General features: G+C 72.4%; 12 protein-coding genes. 5 read left to right on the forward strand and 7 right to left on the reverse strand.

Annotated elements, in window-relative coordinates; genetic code table 11:
- The first annotated feature begins 42 nt into the window (after positions 1-42).
- Complete coding sequence (locus tag ACZ31C_RS09995) at positions 43-1,212, forward strand: M23 family metallopeptidase (protein WP_465794900.1); 1,170 nt, start codon at positions 43-45, stop codon at positions 1,210-1,212.
- A 13-nt stretch (positions 1,213-1,225) separates the two neighbouring features.
- On the forward strand, positions 1,226-1,819 hold the full coding sequence (locus ACZ31C_RS10000; RefSeq protein WP_465794901.1) for a hypothetical protein: 594 nt from the start codon (positions 1,226-1,228) through the stop codon (positions 1,817-1,819).
- A gap of 4 nt (positions 1,820-1,823) precedes the next feature.
- Here ACZ31C_RS10000 and ACZ31C_RS10005 read toward each other — a convergent pair whose 3' ends face one another.
- Positions 1,824-2,384 carry a hypothetical protein gene (locus ACZ31C_RS10005; RefSeq protein ID WP_465795024.1) on the reverse strand — a complete coding sequence of 187 codons (561 nt, stop codon included), beginning with the start codon at positions 2,382-2,384 and terminating at the stop codon, positions 1,824-1,826.
- A gap of 197 nt (positions 2,385-2,581) precedes the next feature.
- On the opposite strand from ACZ31C_RS10005, the gene ACZ31C_RS10010 reads away from it, so the two are divergent.
- Positions 2,582-5,146, forward strand: a complete 2,565-nt coding sequence (locus tag ACZ31C_RS10010) for an FtsK/SpoIIIE domain-containing protein (RefSeq protein ID WP_465794902.1) — start codon at positions 2,582-2,584, stop codon at positions 5,144-5,146.
- On the forward strand, positions 5,143-5,865 hold the full coding sequence (locus ACZ31C_RS10015) for a hypothetical protein (RefSeq protein ID WP_465794903.1): 723 nt from the start codon (positions 5,143-5,145) through the stop codon (positions 5,863-5,865). Before ACZ31C_RS10010 ends, ACZ31C_RS10015 begins: the two co-directional genes overlap by 4 nt.
- 64 nt (positions 5,866-5,929) lie before the next feature.
- Here ACZ31C_RS10015 and folE read toward each other — a convergent pair whose 3' ends face one another.
- The 4 genes from folE to ACZ31C_RS10035 all read right to left on the reverse strand — a co-directional run bounded on the left by folE (position 5,930) and on the right by ACZ31C_RS10035 (position 9,828).
- The gene (gene folE / locus ACZ31C_RS10020; RefSeq protein ID WP_117227356.1) at positions 5,930-6,547 is read right to left on the reverse strand and encodes a GTP cyclohydrolase I FolE; all 618 of its coding nucleotides are present in this window, start codon (positions 6,545-6,547) and stop codon (positions 5,930-5,932) included.
- A 92-nt stretch (positions 6,548-6,639) separates the two neighbouring features.
- Positions 6,640-8,658, reverse strand: a complete 2,019-nt coding sequence (gene ftsH / locus ACZ31C_RS10025) for an ATP-dependent zinc metalloprotease FtsH (protein ID WP_396742194.1) — start codon at positions 8,656-8,658, stop codon at positions 6,640-6,642.
- A 339-nt stretch (positions 8,659-8,997) separates the two neighbouring features.
- A complete protein-coding gene (hpt, locus tag ACZ31C_RS10030; RefSeq protein WP_013736289.1) occupies positions 8,998-9,573 on the reverse strand; it encodes a hypoxanthine phosphoribosyltransferase in 576 nt (191 codons plus the stop codon).
- Between the two features lie 99 nt (positions 9,574-9,672).
- Positions 9,673-9,828 carry a hypothetical protein gene (locus ACZ31C_RS10035; RefSeq protein WP_465795033.1) on the reverse strand — a complete coding sequence of 52 codons (156 nt, stop codon included), beginning with the start codon at positions 9,826-9,828 and terminating at the stop codon, positions 9,673-9,675.
- Between the two features lie 130 nt (positions 9,829-9,958).
- Between ACZ31C_RS10035 and ACZ31C_RS10040 the strand changes: the two genes are divergently transcribed.
- Entirely contained in the window at positions 9,959-10,918 is a 960-nt protein-coding gene (locus ACZ31C_RS10040; RefSeq protein WP_465794904.1) for a GlxA family transcriptional regulator, read from the forward strand.
- A gap of 211 nt (positions 10,919-11,129) precedes the next feature.
- Here ACZ31C_RS10040 and ACZ31C_RS10045 read toward each other — a convergent pair whose 3' ends face one another.
- The gene (locus ACZ31C_RS10045; RefSeq protein WP_465794905.1) at positions 11,130-12,764 is read right to left on the reverse strand and encodes a gamma-glutamyltransferase family protein; all 1,635 of its coding nucleotides are present in this window, start codon (positions 12,762-12,764) and stop codon (positions 11,130-11,132) included.
- Complete coding sequence (gene tilS, locus ACZ31C_RS10050; protein WP_465794906.1) at positions 12,761-13,789, reverse strand: tRNA lysidine(34) synthetase TilS; 1,029 nt, start codon at positions 13,787-13,789, stop codon at positions 12,761-12,763. Before tilS ends, ACZ31C_RS10045 begins: the two co-directional genes overlap by 4 nt.

Raw genomic sequence — 13,789 nt, forward strand, 5'->3', positions numbered from 1 at the left:
AGTGGTGCCTCATGGCGGCACGAAGCGAAGCGGAGTGCCGTCATGAGCAACGGAAGTAGTCCGCGTCGGCCGCCGGTGCGGGTGGGCGCACTCGCTGCAGCGCTCACCGCCGCGCTCGCCTTACTGTGCTGCACGGGTGGGGCCGGTGCCTTCTTCCTCACCGAGTTGGGTGGTGAGTCCGCCGAGCAGATCGACCCGGTCAGCATGGAGTGCACCGGGGACTTCACGGTCGACGTCACCGGCAAGATGCCCCGGTTCTCCGATTACGGGGAGCGGCAGATGCGCAACGCCGCAGTCATCATCAAGGTCGGCCAGGAGATGAAGGTGCCGGCCCGGGGATGGGTGGTCGCCGTGGCGACCGCGATGCAGGAGTCCCGGCTGCTCAACCTGGCCAACCGTACTGTCGCCGAGTCGAATGACATCCCCAACGAGGGCGTCGGTGCCGACCACGACTCGGTTGGTCTGTTCCAGCAGCGCGCCTCATGGGGGTCGGTCCGGCAGCGGATGAACCCGGCGTACGCGTCCCGCAAGTTCTACGAGAAGCTCGTGGACGTACCCGACTGGGAGAAGCTGCCACTGACCGTGGCCGCCCAGCGGGTCCAGATCAGCGCCTTTCCCGACGCGTACGCCAAGCACGAGGAACTCGCCTCGCGCATCGTCGACGCGCTCGCCGGTGGTGCCGCCCGAACAGCACTGATCGCTGGCCAGCAGGTGTGCGACGCGGCCGCGTCGGGCGACATCGCCGCCTCCGGCTGGACCGCGCCCATCCCCGGCGGCGTGGGCTCCGGTTTCCGGACGGCCAGCCGCCCCGGGCACAACGGGGTGGACATCGCCGCGCCGAAGGGCACCCTGATCAGAGTCGCGGCCACCGGCCGGGTCATCGTCTCGCGGTGCGACCCAGACCGGCGCGGACGTCTGAGCTGCAACGTGGACGGTTGGCCGAATAAGGGCGGCTGCGGCTGGTTCGTGGACGTGCTGCACGCCCAGGGTGTCATCACCCGATACTGTCACCTGGTCAGTCGTCCCCGCGTCCAGGTAGGTGACACCGTGCAGGCCGGTGAGGTGATCGGCGAGGTGGGCAGCAGCGGCAACTCCTCCGGGCCGCACCTGCACTTCGAGGTGCACGTCGACGGAGACCGCAGCAGCCGGGGCGCCATCGACCCGGTGCCCTTCATGCGCGCCAAGGGCGCACCGCTCAAGGGCGCGGGGTGAGAGACCCGTCGTCATGACCGGGCCCCTTCCCGACCCCTTCGCCGACCAGCCGGACTGGGCGCCACGACCACCCCGCCCGATCGAGATCGTGCCCGCCGCCGGCCGCGTCGATCTGCGCGGGCAACGCGTCCTGGTCGGGCTGCCCGGCCTCGGATGGCGCACCGACCTGCGGGCCGACGAGCGGGTGGTGCAGAACAGTCGCACCTACGTGCCGGTCATCCCGGAGCACGAGTGGTATCGCGCCGAGTCCGACCAGGTGGAGGTCTTCGCACCACTGGTACCGGTCGAGCGGGTCTGGGTCGAGACGGTGGGCTCGCGTACCCCCCCTGCCGACGACAACGGCCTGCGGCTCGTCTCGCTGGACGCTCCCGCGCACCGGTCCCCCACCCCGGTCTTCGAGGCCGACGCGGTCACCGGCCGACGCGTCGTACACATGGTCGACACCGTCGAGCACCGCGACCTACGCGCGGTCACCGAGACCTACTCCGGTGCCGAAGGCGACATCTGCGTACGGGTCGCGCCCGAGTTGGAGTGGTACCGCTGGGCCTGGCGCGGCCAGTCCCCGACCACACTGGAGGTACCCGTACACCTGCTATGGGTCGAGTAGTAGTTCAGCCCTCGACAACTGCAGAGCACACACGCCACTCATCGCCGAGTCTCGTTGTGAACAACCAGGTCTGACGGTCATTCTGCCGGACACCATCAACACGGGCCGAGAATAGAAGATCAACTCGAACCTTGGCTGTGTCGCCGTCCTCTTGCGCCCGTGGGTTTCCCCAACTGACCATGATGCTGACGCCGAAGCGCTGTTCCCGGGCTTCTAGATCACTCCTCAGCTGGCTGAGCTGTTCCAGATCCGTGTTGCCCTCGCAGGTGAAAAGATCCGCCCGCACCTGGTTCTCGTCGATCAGGAACGCGCGCAAGTAACTGTCCACTACCACCGTTGGCGTACCCCGGTCGGGGGTGGTGGCGCGGTCGTACATGACGAAGCCGGTGATACCGCCCGCCAGGCAGAGCGTCGCCACCGCCCCGGTGATCACCATCAGTACCTTCCGCAGTCGCCGCCGAGGCTGGGGTGGCGCCGGCGCGGTCGAGGGCGGCGCCAGATCCTCCTCCGGCGGGGTCCGTTGCGCCGGTACGCGGGAGACCTGGGAACCGGCGGGGGGCGGCACTGATTCCACCCCCTGAGGCTATCGGCTGGACGCTGTGGACCCAATGCCCCAGATTCAGCAGATCGTGACGGACCACTGGCGACCGGTGAGATCCACGACAACACCGGCGCTGCAGCGCCGCGCATCCCCGAGGAGGGGCCGCGACTGGGATACCGTCGTCTCTGCCCGGGACCTGGTGCCGACCTCGGGCGGAGGAGGTGGACGCGGTGGGCGGTCCGAAGGCACGGACGCTCCGTGCCGCCGCGCTGCACCGCCGAGCTGCCGCGACGGTCACCGCGGCGGCAGCCGTCCTCGACGAAACCCGTCCCGCTCCCGCCGACCAACGTCGCCAGTACGCACTCGCCGAACGGCTGCGCGGCGCCGCACTGATCCTCGCGCCCGGCTGGGCCGGTACCGAGCTGGACGCGATCGTGCCGACCTGTCCCGCCGGGGAGGGCCCACCGCCCTTCGTTCGGGTGGGCACCGCCGCGCCGCTGGACGACGCTCGCTTCCCCGCGCTGGTCCCGCTGGTCGGCACCGGGCATCTGGCCGTCGACGTCGACGCGCACGATCCTCGGGTGGCCGGGCTGCTGCGGGCCGTACTGCTGCGACTGGTGGCGGCGACACCGGCGGGGGCGCTGCTGGTGCGGGCGGTGGACGCGACGGGTGGGGTGCTCGGGCCGTTCGGGGCACTTGGCGACGCCGGGGTGCTCCCGCCGCCGGCCACGGACGTCGACGGACTGCGGGCGGTGTTGACCGAGGCGGAACGGTGGGTGACGCCGGGGGCCTCGGGTACCCGCCGGCACGACCGGTCGATGTTGCTGGTGGTCGCCGCCCTGCCGGACGGCACCGAGGCGACCGACCTGGCGCGGATCGAGGCGCTCGCCGAGCAGGGCACCACCGCCGGGCTGCACCTGGTGGTCGCCGGGTGGCCGACGGGCGGACGGAATCCGCTGCCCCGGGCCACCGCGCTCTCCGTCCGGACCGCGTACGCGCTGTTGGGCGACCCGCCCGGGGCACCCTTCGCCAGCGCGGGCACCGGCTCGCCGGGTGGGTTGAACTCGCCGGTGTTCGTCGAGCCGGATCCACCGGCTGAGCTGGTCGACACCGTCTGCCGCCGACTCGCCGCCCAGATCGAGGCCGGTACCCGGCTGTCGCTGTCGGGCCTGCTGCCGCCGGAGAGCGACGAGTTGTGGCAGCTGGAGGCGACCGACGGGCTGAGCACCACGGTCGGCGACGCGGGTGGGCGTCCGGTGCCCCTCGGCTTCACCGAGTTGACGCCGCACTGGCTGGTCAGCGGCCGGTCCCGGGTCTGTCGCGCCACGTTCCTGACCACGGCGCTGCTCGGTCTCGCCGCCCGGTACGGCCCGGAGGAGCTGGAGCTGTACCTGGTCGACCTCGGTGCGGGCGAGTCCTTCGCGGAGTTCCTGCAGACCGAGCGGGACCGGTCCTGGGTGCCACAGGTACGGGCCGCGGCGATGGCCGCCGACCGCGAGTACGTGCTGGACCTGCTGGAGCAGTTGACGGCGGAGGTGCAACGGCGGTCCGACGCGGCGACCCGCGCGGGTGGGCAACGTTTCGCCGAGCTACGGCGACACCGACGGCTGCCCCGGGTGGTCTGCGTGGTGGAGAACCTGCCGCTGCTCTTCGCCGAGCGGGACCGGTTGGCCGCCGACGTGGTGGCCCGGCTGGACGCGCTGACCAGGACGGGCCGGGCGTACGGGGTGCACCTGGTGCTGGCCGGTGAGGGCGATCTGGGGTTGGGCGTACGCGACGGTGGGCAGCGGGACTCGCTGCTCGGCCAGTTCCCGGTGCGGGTGGCGCTGCCGGGCGGCGGGCCGGTGCTGGAGCCGACCAACGATTCGGCGGCCGGGCTGCCGGTGGGCAGCGCGGTGGTGAACACCGCCGGGGGGCTCGGTGGTCCGCGTGGCGCGATTCGGGGACACGAGCGGATGGTCCGGTTCCCCGATCCGCAGGACGAGCCGGACGTCGTGGAGGGCCTGCGGCACCGTCTCTGGCAGGCGCGTCCGGAGGGCAGCGTCCCGCCGGTGGTCTTCGCCGGGTACGCGTACCCCTCGTTGCGCAACGATCCGCGCCACCGCTCGGCCGAGTCCGGGCAGACGTTGGCGCCGGCGGCGCTGCTCGGGCGGGCGGTGGACGTGGCACGGAGCACCGTGATGGTGCCGCTCGGCCCGGCCGCCGGGCGCAACCTGGCCGTACTCGGGCCGCGACCGGAGGCGACCCGGCTGCTGGCCACGGCCGCCCGGAGCACTGCGGCGCACCACCCGCCGGGAACGGCACGCTTCGTGATCGCCGTACCGGATCCCGAGTCGCGGTCGTCAGCCGACGACCTGGCGCAGGAGTTGGCGCACCGGCATCCGGTGGAGACGGTAGACCTGGCCGGGCTGCTCGCGGTCGTCGACGCCGGGCAGCCCGCCTACCTGGTGGTGTTCGGGCTGGACGTGGCGCCGCCGGAGCAGCTGCCACCGGATCGGCTGCGGATGCTGCTGCGGGAGGGCCCACCGGCGGGGCAGCATCTGCTCGGGTGGTGGCGCACGGTGCCGTCGTTCGCGGCGCTGCTGGGGCCGGAGGAGACGGTCGACAAGCTGACCGCGGTGGCGGTCGCGGGTGTGCCGGGGGCGCAGCTCACGCCGGTGTTCGGTCGGCCGGTGGAGTGGCGGCCCCGGGCCGGGCGGGTGGTCCTCTGGGACGGCCCGGCCGAGCGTGGGCTGGTGCTGGTGCCGTACGACGTGCCGGATGACGTGGACGGGGAGGCGGCGTGACGGGAAGCGGATCGTCGACCACGACCGCCGGGCCGGTCCGACAGCGGACCGGTGGGACGTCGCCGTCCGGTTCCACGGATCCGGTGGCGGCGGCGTGGACCGACTATCTGGCCGCGACCCGTCAGCTCGACGGGGTACGCCGGGACGCGGCGACCGCCGCGAGCGAGCAGGCGCGCACGGTCCAGGCCGCCCGCGAGGAGTTGACGTCGGTGCGTACCCGGTTGGCGCCGCAGGAGGCCCGGCTGCGGGAGTTGGGCGTACCGCCGATGTCGCTGATGCCCGCGCCGCCGGAGCTGACCGAGGCGACCCGTGCGATGACCGGTGGGTCGGGGACGGTGCTGGCCGCGTTGCGGGAGGCGAACCGCTGGGCGCACGGTGCGGACGACGTCCTGGCGGCCCGAGGGTTGCCCGGGGCGGCCCACTGGTCGACCCGACCGCGCAACCTGCTCCTCTACGGGCCGTTGGGGCTGCTGGTGCCGCTGCTCCAGATCGTGGCGTACCTGGTCGCCGACAGCGACGCGGTGGCGGTGCTGGCGCTGCTGGTCGGCCTGCCGGCACCGGCGGTGGCGTTCGGCGCGGGCTGGCTCGCGGTGGGGCGGCTCTTCCCGCCTCGACCGGGTGAGCGGGTGGACCGGACACCTCGGTTCGGCGCGCTGGTCTGCCTGGTCCCGGCGGTGCTGGTCACGGCCGGAATCGTCCTGGCGATGCTGGCCGCCTGAGCGGGCCGGGCTCCGGCGGCACCGGTGCCCGGCCGGTCCCCGTGCCGGGGAGATCCCGAGCCGCTCAGCGCGGGATGATCAGGGCCATCGCCTCGGCACGGGACTTGGCGTCCCGTTGCAGGGTCCCGCGGACCGCCGAGGTGATCGTCTTGGCGCCCGACTTCTGGATGCCGCGCATGGCCATGCACATGTGCTCACACTCCAGCACGACCACCACACCCCGTGGCGCCAACCGCTCCATCAGCAGGTCGGCGATCTGGGAGGTGAGCCGCTCCTGCACCTGCGGACGCCGCGCGAAGACCTCGACCAGCCGGGCCAGTTTGGACAGGCCGGTGATCCGACCGTCGGGCCCGGGGATGTAGCCGATGTGTGCGCTGCCTCGGAACGGCAGCAGGTGGTGCTCGCAGAGGCTCATCACGTCGATGTCCCGGACCAGGACGAGTTCCTCGTGGTTGGCCTCGAAGGTGGTGGTGAGCACCGTGGCCGGGTCGACCCGTAGGCCGGCGAAGAGCTCGGCGTACGCCCGGGCCACCCGGGCCGGGGTCTGCTGGAGGCCGTCGCGGTCCGGGTTCTCGCCGACCGCGATCAGGATCTCGCGGACCGCCTTCTCGATCCGGCCGAGGTCCATGGTGTCCTCGACCGGGCGGCCGGTGAGCCGGCCGTTGACCAGCCGGGCGGCGATGTAGTCGAGATCGTCGAGGTCATCGATGTCGGGCTCGGTTGCCGAGGCGGCCGATCCCCGTGGCTGGGGACCGGCCGCCGTGTCGTCGGTGCTCAGTGCGGGCCGTCCGAGTTGTTCGAGCTGACGCCACCGACCGTGGTGGCCTGGGCGCCGTCGGCCTCGGCCTGCACCTTGAGCGCGTCCTTCTCGGCCGGGGTGAGCACGGGCGGCTCGGTGGAGGGCTGCCGCTTGCCGAAGCCGTTGTACGGCGCCATCGGCGGACGCTTCACCACCCGGGCGCAGATCCGGGCCATGTCGGCGGTGGAGAGGGTTTCCTTCTCCATCAGTTCGAGCACGATGTTGTCCAGGACGTCCCGGTACTCGACCAGGATCTCCCAGGCCTCGTCGTGGGCCAGTTCGATCAGCGCCCGCATCTCGCCGTCGATCTCGGCGGCGACGGCGTCGGAGTAGTCCCGCTCGTGGCCCATGTTGCGGCCGAGGAACGGCTCGTCGCCGCTGGTGCCGTACTTGATCGCACCGAGCTTGGAGCTCATGCCGTACTGCGTGATCATCGCGCGGGCCAGTGCGGTGGCCTTCTCGATGTCGTTGCCGGCACCGGTGGTGGGCTCGTGGAAGACGAGTTCCTCGGCGGCCCGGCCGCCCAGCGCGTACGCCAGGGTGTCGATCATCTCGGCGCGGGTCTGGGTGTACTTGTCCTCGGTGGGCAGCACCAGGGTGTGCCCCAGCGAGCGACCGCGCGACAGGATCGTCACCTTATGCACCGGCGCGGCGTGCGGCAGTGCCCAGGCGACCAGCGCGTGGCCACCCTCGTGGTACGCGGTGATCTTCTTCTCCTGGTCGCCCATCACACGGGTCCGGCGCTGCGGACCGGCGATCACCCGGTCGATCGACTCCTCCAGCGACTCGTTGCTGATCGCCCGCTGGTCCTTGCGGGCGGTCAGCAGGGCCGCCTCGTTGATCACGTTGGCCAGGTCGGCGCCGCTGAAGCCCGGCGTCCGCTTGGCCACCGAGTCGAGGTCGACGTCGGGCGTGAACGGCTTGCCCTTCGCGTGCACCCGCAGGATGGCCTTGCGGCCCTCCATGTCGGGGGCGTCGACCGGGATCTGCCGGTCGAACCGGCCCGGGCGCAGCAGCGCGGGGTCGAGGATGTCCGGCCGGTTGGTGGCGGCGATCAGGATGACGCCGCCCTTGACGTCGAAGCCGTCCATCTCGACGAGGAGCTGGTTCAGGGTCTGCTCACGCTCGTCGTGACCACCGCCCATGCCGGCGCCACGGTGACGACCGACGGCGTCGATCTCGTCGACGAAGACGATCGCGGGAGCGTTGGCCTTGGCCTGCTCGAACAGGTCGCGGACCCGGCTGGCGCCGACACCGACGAACATCTCGACGAAGTCGGAACCGGAGATCGAGTAGAACGGCACCCCCGCCTCACCGGCGACCGCCCGGGCGAGCAGCGTCTTACCGGTTCCGGGCGGCCCGAAGAGGAGTACGCCCTTCGGGATCTTCGCGCCGAGCGCCTGGTACTTCGCCGGGTTCTGCAGGAAGTCCTTGATTTCGTGCAGCTCCTCGACGGCCTCCTCGGAGCCCGCGACGTCCGCGAAGGTGGTCTTCGGGGTGTCCTTGGTGATCATCTTCGCCTTGGACTTGCCGAAGTTGAGCACCCGGGAGCCGCCACCCTGCATCTGCGACATGAAGAACAGCAGCAGCAGCACGAGCAGCACGATGGGGAGCAGGTTGACCAGCAGGCTGACCCAGATGCTGTCCGACGACACCTCGGTGTCGGCCGGCCCGGTGACCCGGTTGTTCGCCTTGGCGTCGAGGACCTGGTTCCAGACCTCGTTGCCGACCTCGTACGGGAACTGGGCCTCGATCAGCTTGGTCTTCGTCTCGCCGAACTCGGCCTCTTCGGCCAGGTTCAGCTGGATCGTCTGTTCCTTGTCCTGGAAGACGACCTTCTCGATGCCGCCCTTGTTGAGCTGGTCGAGCGCGACTGAGGTGTCCACGCGGTGGTAGCTGGGCCCACCGGTGAACAACTGACTGAGCACGACGGCGCCGAGGATGACCAGGATGACCCAGAACACCGGTCGGCGGAAGAAACGCGTACGTTCCATGCTGTTGTCGAGCGCCGAGACGCCCGCATCCTCCTGATCGACGTCCTGACCGACTGTGGGTGTCGCCGCCTGGGCGGCTGCCGGAGCCGCCGTGCGGGCCGGCCTCGACCCCGGGGCACGAATTGTCGCGCCACGGTCATTCGACGGTACACCGTATGAGACGGATCTGAGCTGGCGAGCCCAGCACTTACGCGTACGGCGAACCGGGTGTCGACCGGCGTGACGGAGAGCGGATCCCACCGTCACCGGAGTCCACGGTAGCCCGACCAGCTGAAAGTCGGCTGAACGTCGGCCGGACCGGCGGCACCGGACTCGGCCGCCGCGCCGATCGGGCCGGGGTCAGGACCGGGCGTACACCTCCGGCTTGAGTACGCCGACGTACGGCAGCTCGCGGTAGCGCTCGCCGAAGTCCAGGCCGTACCCGACGACGAACTCGGTCGGGATGTCGAAGCCGACGTACTTCACCGGCACCGTCACCTTGACCGCGTCGGGCTTGCGGAACAGCGCGACCACCTCGACGCTCGCCGCGGACCGGGACTCCAGGTAGCGCAGCAGCCAGGAGAGGGTCAGCCCGGAGTCGACGATGTCCTCCACGACGACGACGTGCCGGCCGGCGATGTCCCGGTCGAGGTCCTTGAGGATCCGGACCACCCCGGAGGAGGTGGTGCCCTGGCCGTAGGAGGAGATGGCCATGAAGTCCAGCTCGGCGGGGGGGCCCTGGCGGCCCAGCGCCCGGGCGAAGTCGGCCATGAACATGACCGCGCCCTTGAGTACGCAGACGAGCAGCAGCCCGTCGGTGACGTGGGCGTAGTCCGCGGAGACCTGCTTGGCCAGTTCCGCGGTCTTCTCGCGGATCTGCGCCTCCGAAATGATCACGTGGTCGATGTCGGCGTCGTACCAGGAGCCGTCAGCCATGGCCCTAGCCTGCCGTACGCCCCGGGTTCGTCGTCGGCGGGGCCGCCTCTTTCGGGCGACCCCGGCCCGGATTTTTGGGGACGAAGAGCACTAATCAGTTCAGGACGGGTGGGACCGCCAGCGGTGGCCGCCGTCGGACGGCTTCCAGTCGGCCGAGTCGCGGCTGTCCGCGGTCAACCCGGCGGCCGAGAGCAGGGCGAGGAGCAGGAAGAACACGAGGAAGAACAGGAGTCCCATGGCGACGCTCGCTTTCATCTGATTTATGGTGATCTCGCCGCCGGTGCACCGGGCTGACACCAGTCTCCGCGCCTCGCCACACGCCGGACAGTGGCAGGAATGCCATTCACCCTCGATTTCCCGCCACCCCTCGGGTTACCCTCGTCACATGCTCCGCTCGGTCGCAGTACTCGCCCTGGACGGCGTCGCCCCGTTCGAAGTCGGCGTGCTCGCCGAGGTCTTCGGCACCGACCGCACCGCCGACGGCCTGCCCGGCTACCGGTTCGACCTGTGCAGCCCGCAGGGTGCCCCGGTGCGTACCATCGCCGGTTTCGGCCTGGTGCCCACCGCCGACCTGGGCCCGATCGACCAGGCCGACCTGGTGGCCGTGCCGGCGCACCACGGCACCGGAGCGCCCGCCGAGGTGCGCGAGGCGCTGCGGCGGGCCGCCGACCGGGGGGCACACCTGTTCAGCGTCTGCACCGGGGCGTACCTGCTGGGCGAGGCCGGGCTGCTCGACGGCCGGGAATGCACCACGCACTGGCGGCACGTCGACGAGTTGCAGCGCCGCCACCCGAGTGCCCAGGTCCGCTGCAACTCGCTCTACGTGCAGGACGGCCGGCTGCTCACCAGCGCCGGCACCGCCGCCGGCATCGACGCCTGCCTGCACCTGGTACGCCAGGAGCACGGCTCGGCCGTCGCCACCCGGCTGGCCCGACGGATGGTGGTGCCGCCGCACCGCGACGGCGGCCAGTCGCAGTACGTCGAGGCGCCGATTCCGAAGGCACCGGAGGCCCCCACCCTGGAGCCGGTGCTGGAGTGGCTGATGGAGCGGCTCGACCAGCAGCTCACCGTCGACGATGTTGCCGCCCGCGCGGGCATGGCGCCCCGGACCTTCGCCCGCCGGTTCCGGGCGGAGACCGGCACCACCCCGCACGACTGGCTGACCGGCCAGCGGGTGCTGCTGGCCCGGCGGCTGCTGGAGGACACCGCACTGTCGGTGGAGGTGGTCGCCGAGCGGGCCGGCTTCGGGGACGCCGCCACGCTGCGGCACCACTTCACCCGCCGGGTCGGCGCCACCCCGCACGCGTACCGCACCACGTTCCGCGACCGAGTTCCAGCGGGCTGACCCCGCTACGCCTGGGGCCTGTGTCGAAGTCCTCGGTCGAGCCGAGGCGGAGTCCAGGCGGCGGTCCGGCAAGGCGGGAATTGGTCCGGATACAACACCGGTATCCGGACCAATTGCCAACGCGGCCGGTCGTCGCTTGGGCCCGCCGCAGGCCGGCCAGGGACTTCGACGCAGGACCTAGAAACCGCCGGCCGCACCGTCGACGCAGGACCTAGAAACCGCCGGCCGCACCGTCGACCCGGGACTCCGAGCCGACGACGTAGCCGCCGTCGGGACGCCGCCAGATCGCCTGGCCGTACCCGAAGACGGCCGGCTCGTCCGCGACGGTGACCCGGTGACCCCGGGCGCGCAGGTCGGCGACGAGTTCAGCACCGCCCGGCCCGGCTGCCAGGTGCTCCTCCACCAGCACCGCCCGGCCGGCGTGCCAGTACCAGCGCGGGGCGTCCAGCGCCGCCTGCGGGTCGAGACCGGCGTCCACGGTCGACGAGATCAGTTGCACGTGTCCCTGGGGCTGCATGTGTCCGCCCATCACCCCGAACGGCCCGACCGGCGCGCCCTCGCGGGTCAGGAACCCGGGGATGATGGTGTGGTACGGCCGCTTCGCCGGGCCCACCACGTTCGGGTGGTCGGCGTCGAGGCGGAAGCCGAGACCTCGGTTCTGCAGGGCGAAGCCGTGCCCGGGCAGCACCACGTGCGAGCCGAAGGCCAGGTAGGTGGACTGGATCAGGCTCACCATCATGCCGTCGTCGTCGGCCGTGCAGAGGTACACCGTCCCGCCGCGCTCCGGCACCCCGGCGACCGGATCGGCGGCGTCCTCGGTGATCGAGGACCGGCGCGAGGCCAGGTGCTCGGGGGTGAGCAGCGCCTGGACCGGCAGCCGCATCCGGTCGACGTCGGTGACGTGGGCGTGCGCGTCGGCGAAGCCGAGCTTGACCGCCTCGATCTGCCGGTGCCGCCACGACGCGTCGGCCGGATCGAGCCCGTCGAGGATGCCCAGGGCGATCAGGGCGGCCACACCCTGCCCGTTCGGCGGAAGCTCCCACACCTCGTGGTTCCGGTAGCCGACCGGCACCGGGTCGACCCAGGTGGAGGCGTGCGCCGCCAGGTCGTCACCGGTGAGCAGCCCACCGGTCCGGGCCGCGTGGTCGGCCAGGGCCGCCGCGATCCGGCCCCGGTAGAACTCCTCGGCCCCACTCTGCGCGATCAGTCGCAGGGTCCGCGCGGCGTCCGGGTTGCGCCAGCGTTCGCCGGAGCGGGGTGCCCGTCCCTCCGGGGCGAAGACCCGGGCGAACTCGGCGTACTCCCCGCCGGTGCGGCCGGCGTGTCCGGCGACCGCTCGGGCCCAGGTCTCGGCGGTACCGGTGGAGACCGGATGGCCGTGCTCGGCGTACCCGATCGCGTCGGTGAACAGGTCCGCGAAGGGCAGCGAACCGAACCGGTCGTGCAGGTCGCGCCAGCCCGCCGGCACGCCCGGCACGGTCACCGGCAGCCAGCCCCGGGCCGGCATCGCCGGTCCCCGGGCCTGCGTCCCGCCCAGCGCGTCGGCAGGATCGGCACCCCGGCCGTCGGTGGCGGCCAGGACCAGGTCCCGGGTCAGTGCGGCCGGCGACCGGCCGGAGGCGTTCAGACCGTGCAGCCGGTGGCCGTCCCAGACGATGGCGAACAGGTCACCGCCGATGTCGTTCGACGGCGGCTGCACCACGGTCAGCGTGGTCGCGGTGGCCAGGGCGGCGTCGACCGCGTTGCCACCCCGGCGCAGCACGGCCAGCCCGGCCGCCGTGGCCAGCGGATGACTGGTGGCGACCGCGCCGTGCGGGGCGAACAGCGGCCTGCGGGGGTACGTCACGTGTCGACCTCGTCGTCGTCCGTCGGGGGTGCGGCGGGCCGGTCCGCCGGCAGCAGCCGGTCGCGGTGCCGGCGAATCCGCAACCCACCCGGCAGGTACGCCGCGCCCTGTCCCCGCCAGTCGGTGACCAGCGTGTCCAGCGCGACGACGTGCCGGTGCGACAGGGCGGCCGGTGCGACGCCCAGTTCGTGCGCCCAGGCACGCAGCACCCGACCCCGCAGCGCGGGAGCGAGGTCGGCCAGCGCCTTGACGGCCAGTCCATCGTCGGGATGCCGGGCGGCGGTCAGCGCCTCGACGGCCAGCCCGTCCAGCACCGCGTTGTCCGCCGCGACCAGCCGGGCGGTACGGGCCAGGTTGTCCACCACCGCCGGGCCGAGCGCCTCGACCAGCGCGGGCAGCACGTCGGCCCGTACCCGCGACCGGGCGTAGGCCGGATCGGTGTTGTGCGGGTCCTCCCACGGAGTCAGGCCCAGCGCCGTGCACGCCGCCCGGGTCTGCTCCCGAGCGGTCTCCAACAGCGGCCGGAGCAGCGGCACCCCAGCCAGTTCCCGGTACGCCGGCATCCCGGCCAGCCCACGGGGGCCGGCACCTCGGGCCAGCGCGAGCAGGACCGTCTCCGCCTGGTCGTCCCGGGTGTGCCCGGTGAGCACCGCCGCCGCCCCGTACCGACCGGCGACCTCGACCAACGCCTGGTAGCGGGCCTGGCGGGCGGCGGCCTCGGGGCCACCGGGTCGGCCGGCGACCTCCACCCGGACCACCTCCACCGGTGCCAGCCCGCTCTGCCGCGCCCAGTCCGCGACCGCCTGGGCCCGCTCGGCGGATCCGGGCTGCAACCCGTGGTCGACGGTGACCAGCCCGGCGACCCGTCCCGACCGGGGTGCCACGAACGCGGCGGCGGCGGCCAGGGCGAGCGAGTCGGCTCCGCCGGAGCAGGCCACCAGCACCGGTCCGGACGCCGTCAGCTCGGCCAGCGCGCGACGGACCGCGACCCGGATCGCGGCGACCGACGGGGCGAGTGGGGCCAT

This window comes from Micromonospora sp. NPDC023869 (genome assembly GCF_055559695.1).